Here is a 23,344-nt window from a genome sequence, read left to right on the forward strand (position 1 = left end):
CATTAACAACTCTTTTAATTATTTACTACATTTATCATCAAATTACCCAAAATGGACACTCCTGAAATTCAAAAAACACCTGAAGTTGAAATTTATCCTTCTTTAATTACGCGTTACCAGTCAACGTTTATAGATTTTTTATTTGTATTTACCATGATGTTTATTGTTGCCGCAATTATTAATCAGATTACTGCAACACCTGATTGGTTCCGTGCTGTAATTTTCATTTTTTTGTTTTTTCTTTACGAACCAATTTGCCAGTCGTTAGGCAGCACATTCGGAAATAATTTTATGGGAATTAAAGTGCGCAGATTTAATAATCCCAATCAAAAAATAAATTTTTTCCAGGGTGTTTTACGTTTTGCAATTAAAGTCGCGCTTGGCTGGATTTCATTTTTCTCTATTACCGGAAACCGCGAACGGCGGGCATTACACGACATATTTTCGGGTACTATCGTGTTAAAGGATAAATAAATCTCTCCCCAAAAAAATATTATTATTTATTTGAGTTTAATTTATTTTGTCAGCAACCTATTTCTATTAAACTCTACCGTTTACAATTTCATTTACAATTGCCGGGTCTAATAATGTAGTTGTATCACCAATATTTTCTACTTCTCCTTCTGCAATTTTTCTTAAGATACGTCGCATTATTTTTCCACTTCTTGTTTTAGGTAACCCTGAAACAAATTGAATTTTATCCGGTTTTGCTATTGCGCCAATTACTCTTGTAACCGTTTGTAAAATGTCTTGTTTGGTGAGATGTGCATCATCTGCTGAACTGCCATTATAAACCACATAGGCATATATTCCCTGGCCTTTTACATCATGCGGAAAACCAACCACAGCACTTTCAATAACGCCTGCGTGCATATTTATAGCATTTTCCACTTCTGCAGTTCCAATTCTGTGACCACTTACGTTTAATACATCATCAACCCTTCCTGTAATCCGATAAAATCCATTGTCGTCGCGGTAAGCCCCGTCGCCGGTAAAATACATATTGTGGTAAGTAGCAAAATAATTCGTACGACAACGTTCATGATCACCATAAGTAGTTCTGATGATGGATGGCCATGGTGAGCGTAAACATAAATTACCGCTTACATTATTTTCGGTAATAATATTGCCTTTTTCATCAACCAAAACCGGATCAACGCCCGGCATGGGTAATGTTGCAAATGAAGGTTTAGATGGCGTTACACCTGCGAGGTTTGAAATTAACACACCACCAGTTTCTGTTTGCCACCAGGTATCAACAATAGGACATTTATTTTTGCCAACATGTGTATCATACCAATGCCATGCTTCTTCATTAATTGGTTCGCCAACTGTTCCTAAAATGCGCAGCGATGATAAATTTTTTCCCTCAAACGGAGCAGTGCCAAAACTCATTAAACTGCGAATTGCGGTTGGTGCGGTATATAAAATATTTACTTTATGCTTGTCTACAATTTCCCAAAACCGTCCGGCATCGGGCCAGGTAGGAATGCCTTCAAATAATAACGATGTTGCACCTGCACTTAAAGGACCATAAACTATATAACTATGACCTGTTATCCAGCCAATATCAGCAGTGCAAAAATGTACTTCTCCCGGTTGATATTGAAAAACATTTACAAACGTGTAATTGGTAAATACCATATATCCGGCACAGGCATGAACGACACCTTTTGGCTTGCCTGTTGAACCGCTAGTATATAAAATAAATAAAGGATCTTCACTATCCATTACCTCAGGTTCAAAATCGTGTAATCCTAAAGTTTCAATCTTTTTAATTTCATCTTCCCACCAAACATCGCGGCCTTTAATCATACTTACCGGAGTACGGGTTCTTGTGCTTACAATCACTTTTTTAACAAAAGGGCATGCAATTAAAGCATCATCAATTATTGATTTTAAAGGAATATCTTTTCCGCCTCTGTAGGCGCCATCGCTGGTAATTATAAATTCAGCATGCGCATCTGTTAAACGGTCAGCAATACTTTGTGCACTGAATCCGCCAAAAATAACCGAGTGAATAGCACCAATGCGTGCACAAGCCAAAACGGCAATTGACAATTCCGGTGTCATACCCATATAAATACAAATTCTGTCGCCTTTTTTCACACCATTATTACGTAACACGTGCGCAAACTGGCAAACCTTATCATATAATTGTTTGTATGTGAGCACACGATGTGCCTCATCGGGATCATTGGGTTCCCACACAATTGCAGGCTGATTGCCGCGTTCGGCTAAATGCCTGTCGATACAATTTTCAGTTATATTGAGTTTACCGCCCAAAAACCAGCGCACATGCGGCTCAACGAAATTCCAGTCCAGCGCCATTTCCCACGGTTGTTTCCAGGTAAAATGGTTGGCAATTTCTCCCCAAAATTCACCGGGTTGGGCTAAACTTTTGGCATGTGCAATTTGATACTGCTCAAAGGTTTTGATTTGGTAAGGGTAACTCATAGAAAAAGTATTTGACATGCTAATGTAAGGAGAGCGAAACGATTTTTTATAAATAAGTATAGGGTTCCAATAAAAATGATAGTATTGTGTTATTGTTGAGCAGATTGTGCAAAAATTTAAACACGTTTTGGATTAAAAGTATCGTTGAAAAACTAAAAATTGCTGTGGAAGGGACTACATTTTAAAGTAGTTGCGCTATTTTTGATTAATTAAATAAAAAATCCCTAAATAATTCATTCCCATTTTTTAAAACATGTCAAACACCGTTAATAATTTTCTTCAAACCATTAGCTCCCTGCGTATGTTGGAAGAATTAATTGTATTTGGCAAAATGGAGATTATACCGGAATCGGATTATAAAGATGTAATTACATTTTTAGAAGAAGAATATTTGGAAGAATCAACCGGATTTCCGATGAATGTGCCAGCTTTCAATGCAGAAGCTGCGTTGTGGGGGGCCAAAACAATTTACGCTGCTGCCGGAGTATTACTGGATAGGAATCAAAACAATAATGAATTAGATTTACTTTTTCCTCCATATGCAGGAAATATTGAGGCCGGCAGTATTTTATCGGTTGATTTATGTTTACGCTTTTTACCTCCTATATTGTTTCAACTTAAAAGAATTGATGTTGAAGATGAGGCAATAGTGTTATTGGAAAATATTTTAGCAACCTGGCATTATTCAGGAATAAACTATCAACTCAATTATAGCAAAATAAATTTTACAACAATTTCTGATAATGTATGTATGTATCAGCTTTATTGTGACCGTATTATTCAATTTAAAAATCTGGAGCTGGCACAATTACCGGTTTTTAACAGTCATATAAAAGGATGTTTAGGCCTTCATACACATATATTTTGGAATGAATTAAAAACAGCAAATAAAATAAATGAGCAAAGTAACCAATCTGAATAACGTATTACAATACGTAAAAGATGCTTTTATTGGAAAAGATGAAATAGTAGATTTATTGGGTATCTGTTTAATTGCCCGTGAAAATGCATTTTTACTAGGCCCTCCGGGTACTGCCAAGAGTGCTATTGTGCGTATGCTTTCCGAATGTATTAAGGACGGTCAGAATTTTGAATATTTATTAACCAGATTTACCGAACCTAACGAAATTTTTGGGCCTTTCGATATTCGTAAATTAAAGGAAGGTGAATTAAAAACCAACACCGAGGGGATGATGCCTGAAGCGTCGATGGTTTTTTTAGATGAAATATTTAATGCCAACAGCGCCATCTTAAATAGCCTGCTAATGGCGTTAAATGAACGAATTTTCAGAAGGGGGAAAGAAACTAAAAAGTTACCTGCCTTAATGTTTGTTGGCGCAAGTAATATTTTACCTGAGGATGAAGCATTAAATGCGCTACTCGATCGTTTTTTGATACGAATTGAGTGCGATTATGTGGATACCGATTTAATGGAACAGGTTTTAGTTAAAGGCTGGCAACTGGAAAACAATGAACTTAAAATTAAGCCGGAAATTACGCCTGCAGAAATTATTGAGTTACAGCAATTAAGCAAAAAAGTAAACATTGCTCCAATAAGAAAACAATATGTTGATTTAGTACATAATTTGAGAAATACCGGTATTAAAGTTTCTGACCGAAGAGCAGTGAAAGTGCAAAATCTAATAGCAGCGAGTGCAGTAATGTGTGGCCGCGAGGAAGCAATTTTATCGGATTTGTGGGTGTTAAAATATATATGGGATACGGAAGAGCAAATTGAAATTTTATCGGGTATCGTTGATAATGTTATAGATAAAAGTATAACCGACGGTGCACATCCGCAAGCGCTTTTTAATAAAGCACCTCACCCTGAAGAATTAATGAAAGAAGTAATTCTGTTAAAAGATAAATGGTCGGTTGAGGGATTATCATTTGAGGAGCAAAATATTATTAAAGACAAATTGCGCTATATTCAAAACAGATGTAACTGGATAAAAAACAAAGAGCATAAGCAATATATTGAAAATGAAATTGAGCAATTATGGCAAACAATGCTGAAAACATTATAAATTACTATTTGCGTTTGCCGTTATCCTGTAGGGCAGAATTGGCTCATATCAGAAGCTGGGCTAATTTAAAAACCGGAGTCGACGGCCAAATGTTTTGGGTAAAAGGTTTTACGGAGGAACAAATAAACGATGTTAAGGTTAAAATCATACCCGAAAAAGTCTTGTTTTATGAAAAAGACAATAAATTGTTTTTATTAAACAGTTTACTTCCTGAAATTTCGATACCCGGAATTTTATGGTCTCCTATCGAAAATGGATTGCCAATTACCCTGCCGCAGTTTAATCACAATTATTTCGGTGTTAATGAGCAAATTGAAATTACTTTAAATCCCTCAGAAAAAGAGGAAACAGCGGTGTTGCAAAAAGTTGCTATCAGCCATTTAGTACAATATATAAACATAGCTCCCGCGATTAGATTAGCACCTTTAAAATGGTGTTTGTTTGGCGATTCGGAAGCTTTAGTAATGGGTACACCGTTGTTGCCATTGCCGGGTAATACCTATTGGATAAATGCAGGATTTATTTTGCCTTCGGGCTACGATTTAACTTACCCTTTTCTACAAAATCATATTGAAGTTTATTTGAATACTTTAAACCACAATTATGTATTGTGGGATGTTGAGGGTAATTATTCCCTGATTGACAAATCAGTTTTTATTCCGTTAACCAGAAGTTCGTTGCGGCAAACGCTTGTTTGAAATAATTTATAATGGATCCATTAAACTATTTACAACAACATTCACAATACTTCTGGCAATGGGAGGAGAACGGAACGGTATTGTCTATTCCCAATGGATCAACAATAGCTTATAAGGATTTTATATTCACCTTATTTCAATCTTTTAATGAAAGTGGTTTACCTCCATTTGGAACCTTACTGCTTGCCGTTATTGCAACAAACAACTATGGTAAAGCCGATATTAATAAAGTATTCGAAATAGTAAACGCATTACCCTATGCCAAAAATGATGACATATTAATAAAGGCGAAAAAAGTTTTAGAAATTATAAGTGAGCTGCCTGATAATTATAAAACAAGAGAAAACAGAATTCAATTGTTGTATAATTTATTAACGAATGCACATAATAAATTAAGTGTTCAAAAAACATCACAAATAATTTACTTTACTATTTCCCCAAAAAATGAAGTGGAAGTTAATGATACTGTTACTACAATATATATTCCACCAATTGAACTGGATTTTAAGCCCTTTGCACTTTTAGCTGAAAAATATGATTCTGTTGAATCCATCTTAAAAGATTTGAGTAGTGTTCCTGAGTTTAAAACAATTAAAATTGAAACGGAAAATGTTTCTGAGCTAGTTGCACCACAACAAAATTTAGAAGAAGCACTAATTAATCACCACGAAACATTTTTCATTGGAGCAATGATAAAAACAGTTCGAAGTGGTTTAAATATCCCCGTTCATAGTGCACTTCCCAGCATTCAGCCCTTAGGCGGAGTAGCTGATTTAAGTAATAAAGGCGATTTAGACCGGTTGCTGATTTCTGAGTTCGCTTATGAGGATGATATCTTTTTACAGCGACTTGCCAATAATGAATCGCTGTATTTAAATAAAGAAATACCGCCCATAAAAAACGAATTAGAAAGGGTTTTTCTAATTGACATATCTATTCATAATTGGGGGACCATCAAATCAATAGCTTATGCAATTTTATTGGCTATTGCACATCATCCGAAAACGGATATTTTAAGCACAGCATTTGTGGTGGGCAAAACTGCAAAACAAATTCAATTTAACACCATTCATGAATTAATAGCCGGTATTCAACATTTGGATACTGCTTTACATGCTGCCAATGGCATTAAAGACTTTTTTGCAACCTATTCTGGTAAAAGCAAAATTGAGGTGTTTTATATCTATGGAAAAGAAAGTCAGCAATTTCCTGAAATTAAAAACACCCTAGCCGATTTTAAACTCAAAATTCATTATTGGATCGCGCTAGATGAATTTGGCAATATCGATATTTTTAAAAGACAACAAAACAGCAAAAAACATATCCAACATATTTTGTTGCCGTTAAAAAGTCTTTTCGAAACAAAATCAAAATCACTACATAACACCTTTGACCAAAAAACATTGCACAACCTTCCGCTATTAGTGAATAATGCAAGAAATTTAAAAAGAACAATTGTTACAGAAAATGATGAGGTGTTTATAATAACCCATACCAAATACTTGTTCAAATTATATAACCATACGGTAACCCCCAAAGCGAAAGGTTGGGAGCTTATATACGGAGACATACCTGTAACTTTTGCCGAATTTTGTATTGGAAAATCAAAAAATGGCATCTATTATTTATGTTGTGTAAATTTTAATACACAGGAAGTAGGTGTAATTAATTTAGAAACCAAACAAAACATTAAGTTGGTAATTCCTGAAAGTATTTCTTTACGTATTCAAGGTATTACTCATAACAATAACCTGTTTAATCTCCACTATAGAACAAATAGTTATTGTGTTGATTATGAAGGCAATTTAATATCATTTGGCCCAACAAAGGATGTTTACCCGCAGTTTGAGGATATGAAAAAAAAGGAATCGGAGATAGAAAAATTGCATATTAACAAATCGAACGTTTTTAAAAATATAAAATCAATTCATATCAGTTCAAACCATAATCTTGTATTTAATAAACACGAATTGATTGTAGATAAACTGAATAACATCAGAATGGAAACCAATTTTAATATAGACTATTTAGTTTCCGCAATTAGAATTGATACCAATAAATTTAGTTTTGGCAATGGATTCAATATTGAAATGCATGATTCCGGGGTTATTATTATAAGCAATAACGCAAAGGAAAATATATATCTCATACCCGGGTTAAAAACGAATCTTGCGATTAGCACCAAATCTGAATTTGCGGGAAACCTTTATTATTTTAAAGATGAAATTTACGATATTAATATCCTGTCACCAATACTTTCTCCACTAATGGCAATTAAAGTGTTTAAAAAAGTATTAGATATCCCCACTATAAAAGTTAAACAACTAATAGACAACAATAGTAATATAAAAGAAATTAACACAACGCTCGAGCTGGCGCATAAATTAAAGCATGAATTAGAATCGTCTGGTGTAAAGAGTGATATTATACCGGCACAAATTGGTGTGGCAAAGGAAAGTGTTTTACAGGTTATTGAGCCGGAAGCTTTTTTTAAAAAAATTATTACACCGTATATTACAGCAATTCTGAATAATGGAGCTTAAATTAATTCCATATCAAAAAAACAAGTATCCGATAAGTGCATTGCTTATAAAGGGTGAAGGTGTGCATTATTGGTTTCAGGAGTTCATGCGCATGGAAATTAATATGCGTCATGTGGAAGTATATCCCATCCCGGGCTTACAGGCTAATTCCATCTGGGGATGTCTCCTAATAACGAATGGCCAATTAAATGCAGATTTGGCGGGTAAACATCTTCTTTGTCAGGTTATTCATAATGTAATTTACATCCCCGAGAGTGCCGATGTTTTGCCTAACTTATCGGTCAGGGATATTGAAATACTATTTAAAAACAAACGTCATATTTTTCATCCTGATTTCGGCTTATTTGAATTAGACCAACCTTTAAATTTGCAGGAATTAATAAAACTACCTGATTCTGAGCAACAGTTAACTATAATGCCAAATATTGGCTACCAGCCACCATCTACCATAAATAGTTTTAAGGTGTTGTTAGCTAACGATGTAAATGTTTTAGAGGCATTAGAAAAAAAAGTTGTCCCTGAAAAAAAATCTTTATCTGAAAACAAACTGAGTTATAAGGAAAAAATCAAATATAAATTTTATAAACTACTTTTCAGAAGAGATAAGTTAAATACCGAATCACCCAAAACAACCGAAAAACCTGCCTATAAAATATGGATGCAAATTGGTGGCCTATTTAATAAAAAGAATAAAAATTGGCAGGGAGATGCTAAAAATGAATTTGAAGCACTTGATGACCGAAGTGCAAAGGAGCTTGACAAGCTTATTCGTATGTTAGAAAAAGATCCGCATGAGGCACTGAAATACGCTTTACCTATAAACAGTACGGGTGCACAACGTGGAACAAACATAGGCACTTATCGGGTTTCACAAATCTGGAAAAATTTGGGTTTAAATCAAAATCATCGAACCACCGGTGGGAGCGTATCATTAGAAGATTTAGAAATTAAAAAACTGTACGATCAATATGTCAAAACAGCGGAATTGCTAATTGAGCAAAAAAAATATGAACAGGCTGCCTTTGTATATATGAAATTGCTTAAAAATTATTATAAAGCAGCTCAAACACTTTATGAGGGCAAATTATTTGCGGAAGCCGCTGCTATTTATCTTAACTATGATAAAAATCCACGACAGGCCGCAGTTTGTTATGAAGCCGGCAATATGCTGAATGAGGCTATTCAGATACATATTAAGTTAAAACAATACGAAAAAGCTGGTGATTTGTACATCAAATTAAATCAGAAAAAGGAAGCATTTGTAATGTATGAAAAGGTTGTTGAAAATTACAATGCGAGTAATCAATATATTAAAAGCTCAATCATTTATAAAGATAAAATGGGCAATGTTGAGGGTGCTCAAAAATTGTTGTTAAGCGGTTGGGTAAATAATGCTGATGCAAGAAATTGTCTCGGTATGTATTTGAATAATATTACAGAGGCTGAGCAACTGAAGGCAGAAATTTCAACAATTTCTAATAAGTATTTAACTGAAAATAATATTTCAAATTATTTATTTTTATTACATACACATTACAACAACAGCAATGAAATAAAGTCATTTATATATAATGAGGCTTATCGGTTGGTTTCAAAATATGTTGATTACGATCCGAAACTCGTAAAAAAATTAAATGAATTTAAGCCGGCTGATAAAGTTTTAAATAAAGATGTTCTCAGGTATGTTTTACACAATAAAAAAGGCTCCCTGTAAATTAGGAAGCCTTGGTTTATATAATTTTATACGCTTACTCTTTCTTACAACAAGAATGTAATGCATCATATGCTTCAGGGTTGGCCGGAAGTTCATCAGCATCATATCCTATTGCAATTATTGCTGCTTTAATAGCTTCTGCGGTTGTTTTATCACCATCATATTTTACGGCTACTACTTTTGAATCTAAATCAAGATCTGCAGTTTTTACACCTTCTACACTGCCTACCGCTTTTTCAATAGCCGCTTTGCATGTTCCACACTGTGCAGATGTTTTAATTTCTACGTATTGTTTGCCACCGGTTTGGGCTGACAAGCTTCCCGTAATTACAAAGAAGCTGATTATTGTTATTATTATTTTCATATACATTTGTTTTATGCGATACTACAAATCTCGCGTTTTAATTAAATATTATTCGAATTCCTCCATAAAATTTTCTTTCCATTAGTGGAGCATATATCACAGATGCATCAAAATCTGCTCCAAAAGGGTCAGTTGCGCCAATAATGGGATGATGTTGTGTGTAATTACCAATATTCTCAGACCCGATATACACTTCAATTTTATCAAATTGTTTCGTTATCTGACCCAAATACAAAGCATACGCAGGCGAGCTTGTCCCGATATCATGCGCCGCATGGTTTTCACTTAAATCAGGTAAACGGCTGGAACCATACAATTGAGCAGTAGCATCAAATAAAACACCTGCTCTTTTCCAATTGTAACTTAAGTTTACCAATCCTCTGTGTTTAAATGTTAATGGCACTTCAAGCAATTCGCCATGGTAAGTTTCTTTTGCATCGGTAAATTTATATGCAGTGCGCAAATCAAAATTTTTGAATACGGTATAATTTAATTCTGCCTGAATCACGTTACTATAGGAATCACCTTTTAAATTATAAATATAAATGGAATCGGCGCTTGCATCTATATCAACAACAATCTGATTAACAAAATCAGTTCTGTAAACATCAAATGTGAGTGTTCCCTCGTTGTGATTTAATTCGAAAGGTTGAATAATTGTAATACCATAATTCCAACCTTCTTCAGGTAATAAATTTGAACTGATTTGCAACGCCCTGTTACTTGTTAACAAAGCGGTATTTTCTGCAAACACATTTGCAGTTCTATATCCTTTACCTATTGATGCTCTAAACGTTGTTGCCTTAAACGCATTATATTTAAAATGTACTCTTGGTGTTAAAAATGTGCCGTATAAATTATGATAATCGGCACGGGCGCCAACCAAAACACTTAATTTATCGGAAGGTTTATATTGATATTCTGCAAATACACCCGGAACAGATTCTTCCCGCAAATAATCAATACCCTGAAAGGTTTCATCAAAATTATTATACAAATAGCTCAATCCGGTTTTAATCGTATTGTTTGTATTTTTTAGGTATGTTTCGAAAATAAAATTTGCTGATGCATATATTTCGTTCCCGGAATATTCATTTAATCCAAATAAACTATTTTGCTGGTGGCTTGCAAAATTAATTATAGTACCAATTGAAGTATTTGGGCGTGTAAATACAAAACCGTTTTTCATAAATGCTTCGAAGCGATTGATGTTAACGTTAACACCGTAACCATTATTAACGCCCGGTTCCATTTGTTTATCGTAATTTAATTGTCCACCCGTAAGGTCAGATGAAACATATTTAACACCAAACTGCGCTTCATGTTTTTTACCTGAAAAGTAGTTCCATTTATTCATCACTGCATAGGTTGAATTTAATGGAGCATCTAGAAATCCATCGGTATTATGGTCCAGTTTCGTCTGGAGTTGACTGGTATGTGCAAATAATGCCGTTGACCATTTTTCATTAAATAAATGTTTGTATATAACATTCGCTTCGTACCGGCCTGAATTACTTGCGTATAAATTAATTAAGGCACGTTCCTCATCAATGTCAAATGGTTTTTTAAGCTCGGCATTTATTGCACCGGTGATACCTTCATAACCATTCACAACGGAGCCCGGGCCTTTAGTAATTTGGATACTTTCCAACCAGGGACCGGGTATATAGGTTAAACCATAAGATGAAGCCAAACCACGCACATTCGGCATATTTTCTACCATTATTTGCGAATAAACACCATCCAGTCCCAACAATTTAATTGTTTTAGCACCGGTTATGGCATCACTGAATTCCGCATCAACGGTATTATTTGTTTCAAAACTTTCACTTAAATTACAACAGGCTGCTTTTAATAATTCCTTTTTGTTTAATGTTTCCGTATTTATCGGATTTGTTGTATTTGCAACTTTTCCTGAAGCTGAACCCTCCACTTCAACAGTATTTAAATCAGTTGAAGGTTGAAGCATAATGTGAAATTTAGTGTTTGATCTGGCATCAAGTGTATCGTTTTGATAACCAACAAAACTCACTACAAAATATATTTGAGCAGCATTTGTTTTTGCTAAAGTAAACGACCCGTCTTCGGCACTTACTGTTCCGTTTGTAGTATTTAACCAGACAATATTAGCACCCGGAAGGCCAATCATATTGCCACTTTCATCGTTTGTCATGATATGGCCGCTGATGTTTTGAGCAACCATCGGAACACATAAAATAGTGACGATAAATAAATAAATTATTTTAAATTTCATTACAATTTGATTTACATATTATAAAAAATACAATGCCCTTCACTTGGTGAACGACAAAAAAACATAAAATGTAAAATCAAATACGAAAAACCTGATTAGAGGCAAGAATTTCCCGTCCGGATTTTGGAGGTGGTAAACTTTTATTTGCATGAGCAACAAAAATTTCTGCTTCCGGATGTGTATTAAAATTAATTAAATCGATTAAAACAATATTAAAATCAACGGCGCTAATCCGTTGTACTGATGCTGTATAATCTAACTTATAAAAAGTGGATTCATCATTACAACATACTCCCTTGAAAGTAGCACCTTGAAATTGTTCTTCATGGGCACAACAGGAATCAATTTTAGTAGTTGAAACTTCTTGCTTGCCATCCATAAAACACAAATGTGAAAACATGGTAAACCCTGTTGAGGTGGCAAATACAATAGCCAGCATCAAAAGGGCACTAAAATGTTTCGCAATACGTTTCATAAATACAAAATTACCATTTTTATGTAAAATTGTCCGTTTTTTACCCTTTAAGGGTGCTAAATGTCATTGTTTACAGGTTTATAACGGTTATCTTTACCAATAAGTTTAAAACTTAATAACTTTTTAATTGTTTTAGTATGATGAAAAGAACGCTTAATCTCTTCTCCTTTACCACACTTATTGCCTTATTTGTATTGAGCTCCTGCGCCAAAAAAGAGGGCTGTATGGACGAAACCGCACTCAATTATGACCCGGAAGCCGAGGTAGATAAGGGTTGCGAATACCCGTCAAATGAGGATCAGGCCGTGGAATTGCATATTCACCAGTATATCGGAGGTGATGAACTGGTTGAAGAAACGCAACATGCTATAAATGGCGTTGAAACCAATCTTAACCTGGTTCAATTTTACATTTCCGAGATCAGCCTTGTTGATGCAAACGGCGTGGAAACTCCCGCGGATGATGTTTACCTGCTGGTTTCACCTGAGGTTGAAGAATATGCAATCGGTAATTTTCCGGTTGGCGATTACACAAAAATTAAATTTAATGTAGGTATTGATTCCGTAACCAACCATGCCGACCCGAGTAAATATCCTATTGGGAATCCGCTAGGTGCTCAATTTCCAAGTATGCATTGGGGATGGAGTTTCGGATACATATTTGTGCGTATAGATGGTGAAGCTGATGCCGATGGCAATGGCGTTCCTGATACGGATGGTCAATTTGAAATGCACCTTGGCAGTGACGTTTATCTAGCAACCGTGGAAGTTGAAATTCCGGTTTCAATTGGTGCCGGTAACGAAAATATTGTTCATATGAAAGCCAACTGGGACACTTTTTTTAGTGGGGTAGATATGGCTAACGACAATACAACACATGTTACTGATAACACAGCACTTGCGGATATATTATATAATAATTTATTTGGGATGTTTAGTGAGGAAGAATAAATGATATCGTTTTATGGAAATAGATTATTGTTATTTTTAATTGCAGGTAGTTTATTTTTTTCTTGCGATACAGACCCTTTAATAAATGAAAAACCGGTTGATTATCAATTACAGATACCAACCGGTTTTTCTGTTCCTGTAATTCCTGATGATAATATTTTAACTTATGAAAAAATTGCGCTTGGTAAACGATTATTTTATGAAAAAGCGCTTTCTGTAGATTCATCCATTTCGTGTGGTTCTTGTCATAAACAGGAATATGCTTTCAGCGATAATATTGCCATTTCACCCGGCGTTGAAAACAGATTGGGATTCAGAAATGCACCTTCGCTTGCCAATATTGCATGGGCGCCTGAAATGCTGATGGATGGCGGAAATCCCAGTCTGGAAACTCAGGTATACGTGCCCATTGAAACACATTTTGAAATGGATTTTAATATGGTATTGCTGGTAGAAAGATTAAGCGCCGACCAGAGTTATGTTGATGATTTTTTATCTGCATTCGGCACAACGCCTGACCCTTTTGGTGTGACCAGAGCGCTTTCTGCATTTGAAAGAACAATTATAAGTGGAAATTCAAAATTTGATCAATATTATTATCACGGAAATACTGCTGCGTTAAATGCTTCTGAAATAAATGGAATGAATTTGTTTTTTAGTCCGGGATTAAATTGCAGTAGCTGTCATACAGGTTATTTATTTACAAATTATACCTATCAGAACAATGGATATTTTTCCGATTACACTGCAGACTCCGGTCGTGCAAGAATAACTTTAATGCATCAGGATGTAGGTAAATTTAAAGTGCCTTCTTTGCGCAACATTGCGTTAACAGCACCGTATATGCATAATGGAATTGTTCCTGATTTAGAAGCAGTTATTAATAATTATATGGCTGGTGGAAGCGGACATGAAAATCAAAGTACTTTAATTCATGGATTTACTTTAACACCAACAGAAAAAACAGATTTAATTAATTTTTTGAAATCACTTACGGATGAAAATTTTATTAGTAATCCGGAATTAAGTGAATAAAATAAATCATCATCTTATTTAGATATTTTAAATAACTTTATAGGCGCAAATAACATGATAAAGCGAACATCTTTCATAATACTGGCAATCACAACATTTTTGTTTTCACGGTGCCAAGTGGATCCGGAACTAATAAGCGACGAAGGCTGGGTTTACGACCCTACGCCTTATATAGCCCTGCAACCTATGGGTATTCCGCCATTACCGGCATCTGTAGACAATCCGCTAACCGTACAAGGTGTTCAATTAGGTCAGAAATTATTTTACGACCCTATTTTATCAGCTGATAGTTCCTTGTCCTGCTCGAGTTGCCATAGTGTGAAACATGCATTTTCTGATACCACCCAATTTAGCATAGGTATTGATGGCTTGCCGGGAAAACGAAATGCCATGCCTATATTTAATTTGGGTTATCAGCCATACGATAATGGATTTTTTTGGGATGGACGTGCAACAACTTTAGAAGATCAGGCCGTAATGCCAATTCAGGATCCACTTGAAATGCATGAAATTTTACCTAATGTGGTTATAAAAGTATCACGCAGCGATTTTTATCCGCAACTTTTTTATGAGGCATTTGGAGAAAAAACAATTACGTCCGACTTAGTTGGAAAAGCACTATCACAATTTGTAAAATCTGCCCTCAGTGGAAATAGTAAATATGATAAAGTTGTAGCCGGAATGGGTTTTTTAACCGACCAGGAAGTATTAGGTTTTGAATTATTTAATTCCTTAGAAGGTGGCGATTGTTTTCATTGTCACGGTTACAATGGTGGTTTATTTTCCGATTACCAATATCGCAATAATGGTATTGACCTCGTTTCGCATTTCACAGAATTCCCAGACCCCGGATATGGGGCAATAACAGGTGATACATCTGATTACGGTAAATTTAAAACACCAACATTACGCAACATTGCATTAACCGCACCATATATGCACGACGGGCGTTTTGCGACTTTGGAAGAGGTTTTGGATTACTACTCTGAGCAGGTAAATGATACGCCGTTTACAGATAATTTTATGCAGTTTGCATTTCAGGGTGGTGTTCAATTAACTGAAGATGAAAAGGCTGCAATAATTGCTTTTCTAAAAACATTAACGGATGAAACATTTGAAGATAATCCTGCTTATAATAATCCGTTTTAATAAATAAATTTATTTTGATACAGTAACAGTATCTACATATTTACTCATCTCGGTCAATACATCATTAATTAACTCTTTATTAAATGCATCTACCGGAGGTGTGTAATTAAAATCAACAAGCCAGTTTTCATTTGATTTAATTAATAATGTTTCCATTGTTGTGCTATCCAATGATGTCCAAACCTGAATAAAAGCAGAATCATTTTTTATTACCGTTTTACTTTCATCTACTTTATAAATATATTTAACAGGTTCTGCTTCCTGTACAATTTGTAAAGCACCTTCAATAAATTTAAAATCATTTTTTAATTTTTCACGACTCTCAACTGTAACCAGGTCTGCCGCTTTTTCCAGATTGTGTTCGTTAAACAGCAGGTCATAAAAGTCTAATGCAACATGTTCAGGTGTAGCTTTTTTACCTGAGCAAGAACATAATACAATACCTAAAACAAAGCAGATTGGGTAAATTTTCGAAAACATGTGGTTGATTTCAGAACAAATTAACGTAATGATTGGCAGATTATGATTTTTGGGGAATCACTTTAACATTTCAATTAGCTAATTAGCAAATTAGCTGATGGGGTTTGGTGGTTGGGAGTTCAAGTGGTGTATGAACATGACATTTAATATTTAAAAGCTCAATTTGGGGTTGAATTACAAGCAATAATCAAATTTTTGTCCGCCGAGGCGAACAACTCATTTTATGAGCGATGAGTAATGAATAATGAGTGGTTTTGAGTGTGCTTGACATTTAATATTTGACAGCTCAATTTTAGGTTGAATTACAAGTAATAATCAAATTTTTCAGGCTTCGACTCACCGCTCATTACTCATGTGAGCTCCGCGAACAACTCATTACTCATAAAAAAAACCCGGCGTTGGCCGGGTTTTTTAGTATCAATGGTTTAAGATCAACTGCATCCTAAGCTTTCACCGCAGTTTAAGCATTTATAGCATGTGCCGTTGCGGATGGTTGTGTGACCGCATTTTGGGCAGGGAGGAGCATCTCCCATTAATGATTTGTTTGCTGCATCTGTTGCATTAACAATTTCATATTTTTCTGCTGTAGCTTTTCTGGTTGCTTGAGCTTTTTTCTCTTTTGATTCTGCAATCGGTTCAGTTACGGGATAGTTTCCCGTGGCTTCTGTCGATATATCCTGAGTTGATTTTTCTAATGTACTTAAATCTTCAGGTGCAACGTGTACTAAATCGGTGCGATTTAAATATTCAAATCCTAATAAACGGAATACATAATCTACGATTGATGTACTGAATTTAATATTCGCATGGTCAACAGGTCCGCTTGGTTCGAAACGGGTAAAGGTAAATTTATCCGCAAATTCTTCCAGTGGCACACCATATTGTAATCCGATAGATACTGCAATTGCAAAACAATTTAACAATGAACGATAAGAAGCACCTTCTTTGTGCATATCGATAAAGATTTCACCTAACGTGCCATCTTCATATTCACCTGTGCGTACAAATATTGTTTGTCCGCCTATTTTCGATTTTTGTGTAAACCCGTCGCGTTTAGCAGGTAATTTTTTGCGTTCAACTACGCGTGACAACTGACGTTTAAAAATGGTGTCGGTTGATTGCATGATGATACTGCGTGCTGCCTCAAGTACTTCTTCTGAAGTCCATTCATGTTTAGGTGCTTCCGTAGTTTCTTTTGAATCGCTTTTTGTTGATAATGGTTGTGATAATTTAGAACCATCGCGATACAATGCATTTGCTTTCAAACCTAATTGCCAGCTTAACATATAACAACCTTCAATATCTTCAACGGTTGCTTCATTAGGCAGGTTAATTGTTTTTGAAATTGCACCTGAAATAAACGGTTGAACAGCACCCATCATGCGCACGTGGCCATATTGGTGGATATAACGTTCACCTATTTTTCCGCATTTATTTGCGCAATCAAATACAGAGTAATGTTTTTCCTGTAAGTGTGGAGCACCTTCAATGGTCATTGTTCCACATATATGATTATTAGCAGCTTCAATTTCTTCTTTAGAAAATCCTAAAGCGCGTAATAAATTAAATCCGGGTTCGGTATAATGTGCTGTGCTGTATCCTAAACGTTCCATAGTTGCTTCACCTAAAGTGAAAACATTAAATGCGAAACTGATATCAAATGCAGCAGCCATAATTGAATCAACGTGTTCAACTTCAGCTTGTGTAAATCCTTTTAATTTTAATGACTCAAAATTAATTGCAGGTGCATTTTTTAATGTGCCTGTTCCTTTAGCATAATTTACAATATCCTGAATGCTGTCATCTTTATATCCAAGATTTTTTAATGCAAGCGGAATAGACTGGTTAATAATTTTGAAGTAACCACCACCTGATAATTTTTTGAATTTCACTAATGCGAAATCCGGTTCAACACCTGTTGTGTCGCAATCCATTAATAAACCAATAGTTCCTGTTGGAGCAATTACGGTAGATTGTGCATTGCGGTAACCAAATTGTTCACCTAATTGTAATGCACCATCCCATGCGTTGCAGGCAGCTTTGAGTAAGTATTCAGGACATAAAGCCTGATCGATACCCATTGGTTTAATTTCGAGGTTTTCGTAATTTTCTGAAGCGTTGTATGCTGCATAACGGTGGTTACGCATAACACGCATCATATCTTCTTTATTTAAATCGTAACCTTTAAATGTTCCTAAAACGCCTGCCATTTCAGCAGATGTTTTATAAGAAATACCGGTCATGATAGCAGAAATAGAACCTGCAATTGCGCGAGCTTTATCACTATCATAAGGAATACCTGATACCATTAAAACAGAACCGAGGTTGGCAAATCCTAATCCCAAAGTGCGGAATTCATAAGATAATTCAGCAACTTCTTTTGAAGGGAATTGCGCCATCAATACTGAAATTTCCAAAACAACGGTCCAGATGCGACATGCATTTTCAAATGCTTCTACATTAAATACGAGTTTTTCATCGTCGTAGAATTTACGCAGGTTAATGGAGGCAAGATTACATGCTGTGTTATCGAGGAACATATATTCGCTGCATGGGTTAGATGCATTGATACGTCCGGATTTAGGGCAGGTATGCCATTCGTTGATGGTGGTATCATACTGAATACCAGGGTCAGCACAACGCCAAGCAGCGTAGGCAATTTTTTCCCATAATTTTTTCGCATCAACGGTTTTCATCACTTTACCGTTAGAGCGACCTATTAATTCCCAGTCGGTGCCTTCTTCTAATGCTTTAAAAAATTTGTTAGATATACGAACCGAGTTATTTGAATTTTGTCCTGATACGGTGCGATATGCTTCACCTTCATAATCAGATGCATAACCTGCAGCAATTAATGCAGCAACTTTATCTTCTTCTCTTACTTTCCAGTCAATAAATGTTTCAATTTCAGGGTGATCAAGATCTAAACACACCATTTTGGCCGCACGACGTGTTGTTCCACCCGATTTAATTGCACCTGCAGCAGCGTCACCAATTTTTAAGAAGCTCATTAAGCCACTTGATGTTCCGCCACCTGATAATTTTTCACCTTCACCACGAATTTTCGAATAGTTTGTTCCAACACCTGAGCCATATTTAAAAATACGTGCTTCACGTGTCCAGAGGTCCATGATACCACCTGCGTTAACCAGGTCATCATCCACACTCAAAATAAAACATGCGTGCGGCTGAGGGCGCTCGTAAGCGGAAGTAGATTTTTTTAATTCTTCGGTAACCGGGTCAATATAATAGTGACCTTGTGGTTTACCTTTAATGCCATAAGCAGAATACAAACCGGTATTAAACCATTGCGGAGAGTTTGGTGCCGCTAACTGACCAACTAGCATAAACACTAATTCTTCGTAAAAAATAGCGGCATCTTTTGCACTTGCAAAATAACCATACTGTTCACCCCACTGTTTCCAGCAGTCAGCCATACGATGTGCAACCTGCTTAATAGAAGTTTCACTGCCTAAAGAGCCGTCGGCCTGAGGAACGCCAGCCTTGCGGAAATATTTTTGCGCAAGAATGTCGGTCGCCACCTGGCTCCATTCTTTTGGTACTTCTACATTATACATTTCAAACACTGCATCGCCGGTTGTATTCCGGATAACTGATGAACGGAGCTCGTATTCATACTGGTCGAAGGGGCTCACACCTTCTTTTGTAAAGTAGCGGTCAAACTTTAACCCTGCTTTTTGTTTTTTAACGCTGGCCATAAATTGTGATAAGATTCGTTTCGGTTCGTAATTGGTTATTGACAGAAAAACCTCCCACTTTTCGGCGAGAGGTTTTACGAAAGTAGGAATTAAAAGTGTTTACAAACAAGTCACACTTTTCCACTCGCATGTTCATAAACGACCTTTTGTATGATTTACAGTGCATCGGGTTTGTACACATATATTTTTATATAATATGATTGATGAATCGTACTGTGTTGTTATGTTGAAATAAACATATAAAATGGGGAAAACATTTCATAAAAAAATTTGGATGCGGAAAAAAGAGGTGTTTAATAGGTATAAAATGAATAAAACAATACGTATCTTTATAATTCATACGTATAATGAAAACAAAACTCACCTTAAGCATCGATAAAAACGTGATTAAAAAAGCGCGTTCCATTAGTCGTAATCAAAAACGTTCGGTATCAGCTTTGTTTGAAGAATACATTGAACGCTTATATGAAATAAATGATACATCGGAAAAAAAACCGGCAACAATTTTATTATCGAAGGGCATAATTAAATGGAAATACCCGGAACAAATTACTTACAAAGAATTAATTAAAAATAAAGAAGATAAACCCGCTCGTTGAAAACTGTTTTTATTGATACTGATATTTTGCTCGATTTTTATTTCGGGAGAAAACCTTTTGGCGATTATGCTGAACAGGTATTGGTATTATGTGAAAATAAAAAACTGGAAGCATTTATCAGCTTACAAAGTATTATTAACTGTTATTATTTTTTGCGTAGAGAAATAGGAAAAGTAAAAGCTGTTGAACATTTACAACAGTTATTAAATATTGTTGAAATTATTGAAATAAATAAACAGGATATCTTAATGGCATTTAATTCAAACTTCACTGAATTTGAAGAAGCACTATTACATAACGCTGCAACAAAAACCGAATTCACCGATGCCATTATTACTCGCAATGCTAAGGATTTTAAAAATGCGGTGGTGCCGGTGATGAGTGCCGGGGAGTTTATGAAAAGGTATACTTTAGTTTAATTTTGGGATGAAATAATTAAATGTACTATTTAAAATGTTAACCTACTAGTTGAAAACGTTTAGGACTATTTGGTAGCAGGTATCTTTGGTGACAGGCATAAATTCAGCACTGATGCAATCCAAGTGCTACCTGAATTATAGGCTCAATGAATACCTTTTTGAATATTTAAGTTAATTTTGTATCCAATCTTTATCAAAAAAAATGGACACTGTAGTCCCAATAAATACGTTTAATAAAGAAAAATGGCAATGGCTATTGTTGGTAGATAGCAATATTACTTTTTAAAATATTATGAATATGCAAACTATTGATTTAATACAGGAAATCTTACGATTACCACTTACCCAAAGGTTTTATGTGGTAGAGGAAACGATTAAATCCATTAAAAAGGAAGAAATGGGAAATCAAATGGAATTTGCTGCCAATGAACTTTACAATGATTATGTAAACGACAAAGATTTAACTGCATTTACTTCACTTGATTTGGAAAACTTCTATGAAACAAAGTGAAATTTGGTTGATTGACCTTGACCCTACAAAAGGTGCTGAAATTCAGAAAAAAGACCTGTGTGTTAGAAAGGTTGGGCAAAAAATCTTTCAAAACCGGCGGCTCCTCGCTCGCTCTCTAGGAAGGCTTAAAAAACTTGGTGATGTTGATGAGGCAACTTTTAATGAAATTAAAGAAGCTATAAGAAAGGTATTAGATATTTAAGCATTTTAAATTCTCCTTTTTGTGGCTTTGTAGTTAGTCTACTTGATTACTTTATACATATTTCGGGTGTGCATTGATTATTACAAATAGTTAATAAACAACTCCTCCATAATGAACATTTTTTCTGTTTATTCGAACTTTCGGGGTAATTTATATGTATATACATACAAATTGCTGAAATTTGCGATATTCGCACAGCGTAATCAAAAAAGGAAACGTTATGAAAAATGTTGTATTACATACGGCAAACACAAGAGGACACGCTAAACATGGTTGGCTGGACTCTTACCATACGTTCAGTTTTGCTCAATATTATAATCCTGAACGGGTGAACTTTGGTGTGTTAAGGGTGCTTAACGACGATACTGTTGCGGCAGGAATGGGTTTTGGCAAACATCCGCACGACAATATGGAAATTATTTCTATTCCGCTGGAAGGCGATTTGGAACATCAGGATAGTATGGGTAATAAAACGGTAATCCGTTCCGGTGATATTCAGGTGATGAGTGCCGGGACCGGGGTTACCCATAGTGAATACAATAAAAACAGCGATAAACCGGTAAAGTTTTTACAGATATGGGTGTTCCCGAACAAAAAAAATGTGGCGCCTCGTTATGATCAGATTACATTAAACGAGGCTGACAGTAAAAATAAACTACAACAAATATTATCTCCTAATCCGGATGATGCAGGTGTGTGGATACATCAAAATGCGTGGTTTCATTTAGGCAAGTTTGACAATGGTGTTGTTACAGAATACACATTAAATGATAAAACAAACGGCGTTTATTTTTTTGTGTTAAACGGCTCTGTAAAAATTGATGAGCAATTATTAAACAAACGCGACGGATATGGTGTATGGGATATTACATCTTTAAAAATAACTTCAAATGAACCAAATACTGAGATATTGGTTATGGAAGTTCCAATGAAATTAAATTAAACAAATAAATAAAATGAGTACAGCAACTACAACAACAAGAAACTGGGTGGTGGATCCAACCCATTCAACTATCGGATTTAGTGTAAAACACTTAATGATGACAACCGTTCGTGGCGAATTTGATAAATACACGATCGATGTAACTACAACAGGTGAAGATTTTATGACTGCAGTAATTGCATTTGCAGCAGAAACTGCAAGCGTAAACACCCGCAACGAAGGTCGCGACACCCATTTACGCAGCGATGATTTTTTTAATGCTGAAGCATATCCTGCAATTACTTTCAAACCAACAAAATTTGAAAATGTAGACAAAGATGGCAGCTATGAATTATACGGCGATTTGACCATTCGTGACATCACAAAAAATATTAAACTGGATGTTGAATTTGGTGGTGTAATGAAAGACCCTTGGGGAAATGCCAAAGCCGGATTTACCATCAACGGAAAAATTAACCGTACCGATTTTAAATTAAACTGGAATGCTGCTTTGGAAACAGGTGGTGTATTGGTAAGTGAAGATGTTAGAATTAATTGTGAGATACAGTTGATTGAGGTGAAGTGATGTGAGCTTTAGCACTTATTAAAAAATTGATATTGTTTGAGACCTCTTGGGAAACCAAGGGGTTTTTTATTTGGGGATTGAACAGAATTGAGCAAAATTGAGGCAAAATTTTAGGGCTTGCACAAAATGACATTTTGATTTCATATTGAGGGTTTTATATTTTTTGATTGAGCAGAATTGAAACAAGATTGAACAAAATTTTGATTCATGATAGAAATAACATTTTGATTTCCTATTCAG

Annotated in this window: 21 protein-coding genes; 15 read left to right on the forward strand and 6 right to left on the reverse strand. The window is 35.3% G+C overall.

Features of this window, described 5'->3' with window-relative positions:
* Positions 1-51: 51 nt before the first annotated feature.
* The gene (locus IPI65_22690) at positions 52-474 is read left to right on the forward strand and encodes an RDD family protein (GenBank protein ID MBK7444240.1); all 423 of its coding nucleotides are present in this window, start codon (positions 52-54) and stop codon (positions 472-474) included.
* A 66-nt stretch (positions 475-540) separates the two neighbouring features.
* On the opposite strand, the gene acs is transcribed toward IPI65_22690, so the two are convergent.
* Complete coding sequence (gene acs / locus IPI65_22695) at positions 541-2,457, reverse strand: acetate--CoA ligase (GenBank protein MBK7444241.1); 1,917 nt, start codon at positions 2,455-2,457, stop codon at positions 541-543.
* Positions 2,458-2,710: 253 nt separating this feature from the next.
* Here acs and IPI65_22700 point away from each other — a divergent pair, with 253 nt between their 5' ends.
* From IPI65_22700 to IPI65_22720, 5 genes are read left to right on the forward strand one after another with little or no spacing between them, the layout of a single operon-like run.
* Complete coding sequence (locus IPI65_22700; protein ID MBK7444242.1) at positions 2,711-3,379, forward strand: hypothetical protein; 669 nt, start codon at positions 2,711-2,713, stop codon at positions 3,377-3,379.
* Positions 3,354-4,484 carry an AAA family ATPase gene (locus tag IPI65_22705; protein MBK7444243.1) on the forward strand — a complete coding sequence of 377 codons (1,131 nt, stop codon included), beginning with the start codon at positions 3,354-3,356 and terminating at the stop codon, positions 4,482-4,484. Before IPI65_22700 ends, IPI65_22705 begins: the two co-directional genes overlap by 26 nt.
* Positions 4,457-5,182, forward strand: a complete 726-nt coding sequence (locus IPI65_22710; protein MBK7444244.1) for a hypothetical protein — start codon at positions 4,457-4,459, stop codon at positions 5,180-5,182. Before IPI65_22705 ends, IPI65_22710 begins: the two co-directional genes overlap by 28 nt.
* 11 nt (positions 5,183-5,193) lie before the next feature.
* Positions 5,194-7,725, forward strand: a complete 2,532-nt coding sequence (locus IPI65_22715) for a hypothetical protein (protein MBK7444245.1) — start codon at positions 5,194-5,196, stop codon at positions 7,723-7,725.
* Complete coding sequence (locus IPI65_22720) at positions 7,715-9,439, forward strand: hypothetical protein (GenBank protein ID MBK7444246.1); 1,725 nt, start codon at positions 7,715-7,717, stop codon at positions 9,437-9,439. Before IPI65_22715 ends, IPI65_22720 begins: the two co-directional genes overlap by 11 nt.
* 34 nt (positions 9,440-9,473) lie before the next feature.
* On the opposite strand, the gene IPI65_22725 is transcribed toward IPI65_22720, so the two are convergent.
* The 3 genes from IPI65_22725 to IPI65_22735 all read right to left on the reverse strand — a co-directional run bounded on the left by IPI65_22725 (position 9,474) and on the right by IPI65_22735 (position 12,532).
* Complete coding sequence (locus IPI65_22725; protein ID MBK7444247.1) at positions 9,474-9,803, reverse strand: cation transporter; 330 nt, start codon at positions 9,801-9,803, stop codon at positions 9,474-9,476.
* A gap of 37 nt (positions 9,804-9,840) precedes the next feature.
* Positions 9,841-12,057 carry a TonB-dependent receptor gene (locus IPI65_22730; protein ID MBK7444248.1) on the reverse strand — a complete coding sequence of 739 codons (2,217 nt, stop codon included), beginning with the start codon at positions 12,055-12,057 and terminating at the stop codon, positions 9,841-9,843.
* Between the two features lie 76 nt (positions 12,058-12,133).
* Positions 12,134-12,532: a hypothetical protein gene (locus tag IPI65_22735; GenBank protein ID MBK7444249.1), complete on the reverse strand. Its 399-nt coding sequence runs from the start codon at positions 12,530-12,532 to the stop codon at positions 12,134-12,136.
* Positions 12,533-12,669: 137 nt separating this feature from the next.
* Here IPI65_22735 and IPI65_22740 point away from each other — a divergent pair, with 137 nt between their 5' ends.
* From IPI65_22740 to IPI65_22750, 3 genes are all read left to right on the forward strand, one after another.
* Entirely contained in the window at positions 12,670-13,482 is an 813-nt protein-coding gene (locus IPI65_22740) for a hypothetical protein (GenBank protein MBK7444250.1), read from the forward strand.
* Positions 13,483-14,517 carry a cytochrome-c peroxidase gene (locus IPI65_22745; protein ID MBK7444251.1) on the forward strand — a complete coding sequence of 345 codons (1,035 nt, stop codon included), beginning with the start codon at positions 13,483-13,485 and terminating at the stop codon, positions 14,515-14,517.
* Positions 14,518-14,634: 117 nt separating this feature from the next.
* Complete coding sequence (locus IPI65_22750) at positions 14,635-15,666, forward strand: c-type cytochrome (GenBank protein ID MBK7444252.1); 1,032 nt, start codon at positions 14,635-14,637, stop codon at positions 15,664-15,666.
* A 9-nt stretch (positions 15,667-15,675) separates the two neighbouring features.
* Here the strand turns inward: IPI65_22750 and IPI65_22755 are convergent, their stop codons facing one another.
* Positions 15,676-16,146, reverse strand: coding sequence for a hypothetical protein (locus IPI65_22755; GenBank protein MBK7444253.1), 471 nt, complete (start codon positions 16,144-16,146; stop codon positions 15,676-15,678).
* A 431-nt stretch (positions 16,147-16,577) separates the two neighbouring features.
* Complete coding sequence (locus tag IPI65_22760; GenBank protein ID MBK7444254.1) at positions 16,578-19,865, reverse strand: vitamin B12-dependent ribonucleotide reductase; 3,288 nt, start codon at positions 19,863-19,865, stop codon at positions 16,578-16,580.
* A 347-nt stretch (positions 19,866-20,212) separates the two neighbouring features.
* Here IPI65_22760 and IPI65_22765 point away from each other — a divergent pair, with 347 nt between their 5' ends.
* The 6 genes from IPI65_22765 (at position 20,213) to IPI65_22790 (ending at position 23,104) form a co-directional block, all read left to right on the forward strand.
* On the forward strand, positions 20,213-20,464 hold the full coding sequence (locus IPI65_22765; GenBank protein ID MBK7444255.1) for a hypothetical protein: 252 nt from the start codon (positions 20,213-20,215) through the stop codon (positions 20,462-20,464).
* Complete coding sequence (locus tag IPI65_22770; protein ID MBK7444256.1) at positions 20,461-20,883, forward strand: PIN domain-containing protein; 423 nt, start codon at positions 20,461-20,463, stop codon at positions 20,881-20,883. The genes IPI65_22765 and IPI65_22770 overlap by 4 nt, the downstream gene beginning before the upstream one ends.
* A gap of 298 nt (positions 20,884-21,181) precedes the next feature.
* Positions 21,182-21,394: a hypothetical protein gene (locus IPI65_22775; protein ID MBK7444257.1), complete on the forward strand. Its 213-nt coding sequence runs from the start codon at positions 21,182-21,184 to the stop codon at positions 21,392-21,394.
* Entirely contained in the window at positions 21,381-21,596 is a 216-nt protein-coding gene (locus tag IPI65_22780; GenBank protein MBK7444258.1) for a hypothetical protein, read from the forward strand. Before IPI65_22775 ends, IPI65_22780 begins: the two co-directional genes overlap by 14 nt.
* A 220-nt stretch (positions 21,597-21,816) precedes the next feature.
* Complete coding sequence (locus tag IPI65_22785) at positions 21,817-22,539, forward strand: pirin family protein (protein MBK7444259.1); 723 nt, start codon at positions 21,817-21,819, stop codon at positions 22,537-22,539.
* A 13-nt stretch (positions 22,540-22,552) separates the two neighbouring features.
* A complete protein-coding gene (locus tag IPI65_22790; protein MBK7444260.1) occupies positions 22,553-23,104 on the forward strand; it encodes a polyisoprenoid-binding protein in 552 nt (183 codons plus the stop codon).
* Positions 23,105-23,344: the final 240 nt, after the last annotated feature.

It is taken from the genome of Bacteroidota bacterium (genome assembly GCA_016706255.1).
Taxonomy (GTDB): domain Bacteria; phylum Bacteroidota; class Bacteroidia; order Chitinophagales; family BACL12; genus UBA7236.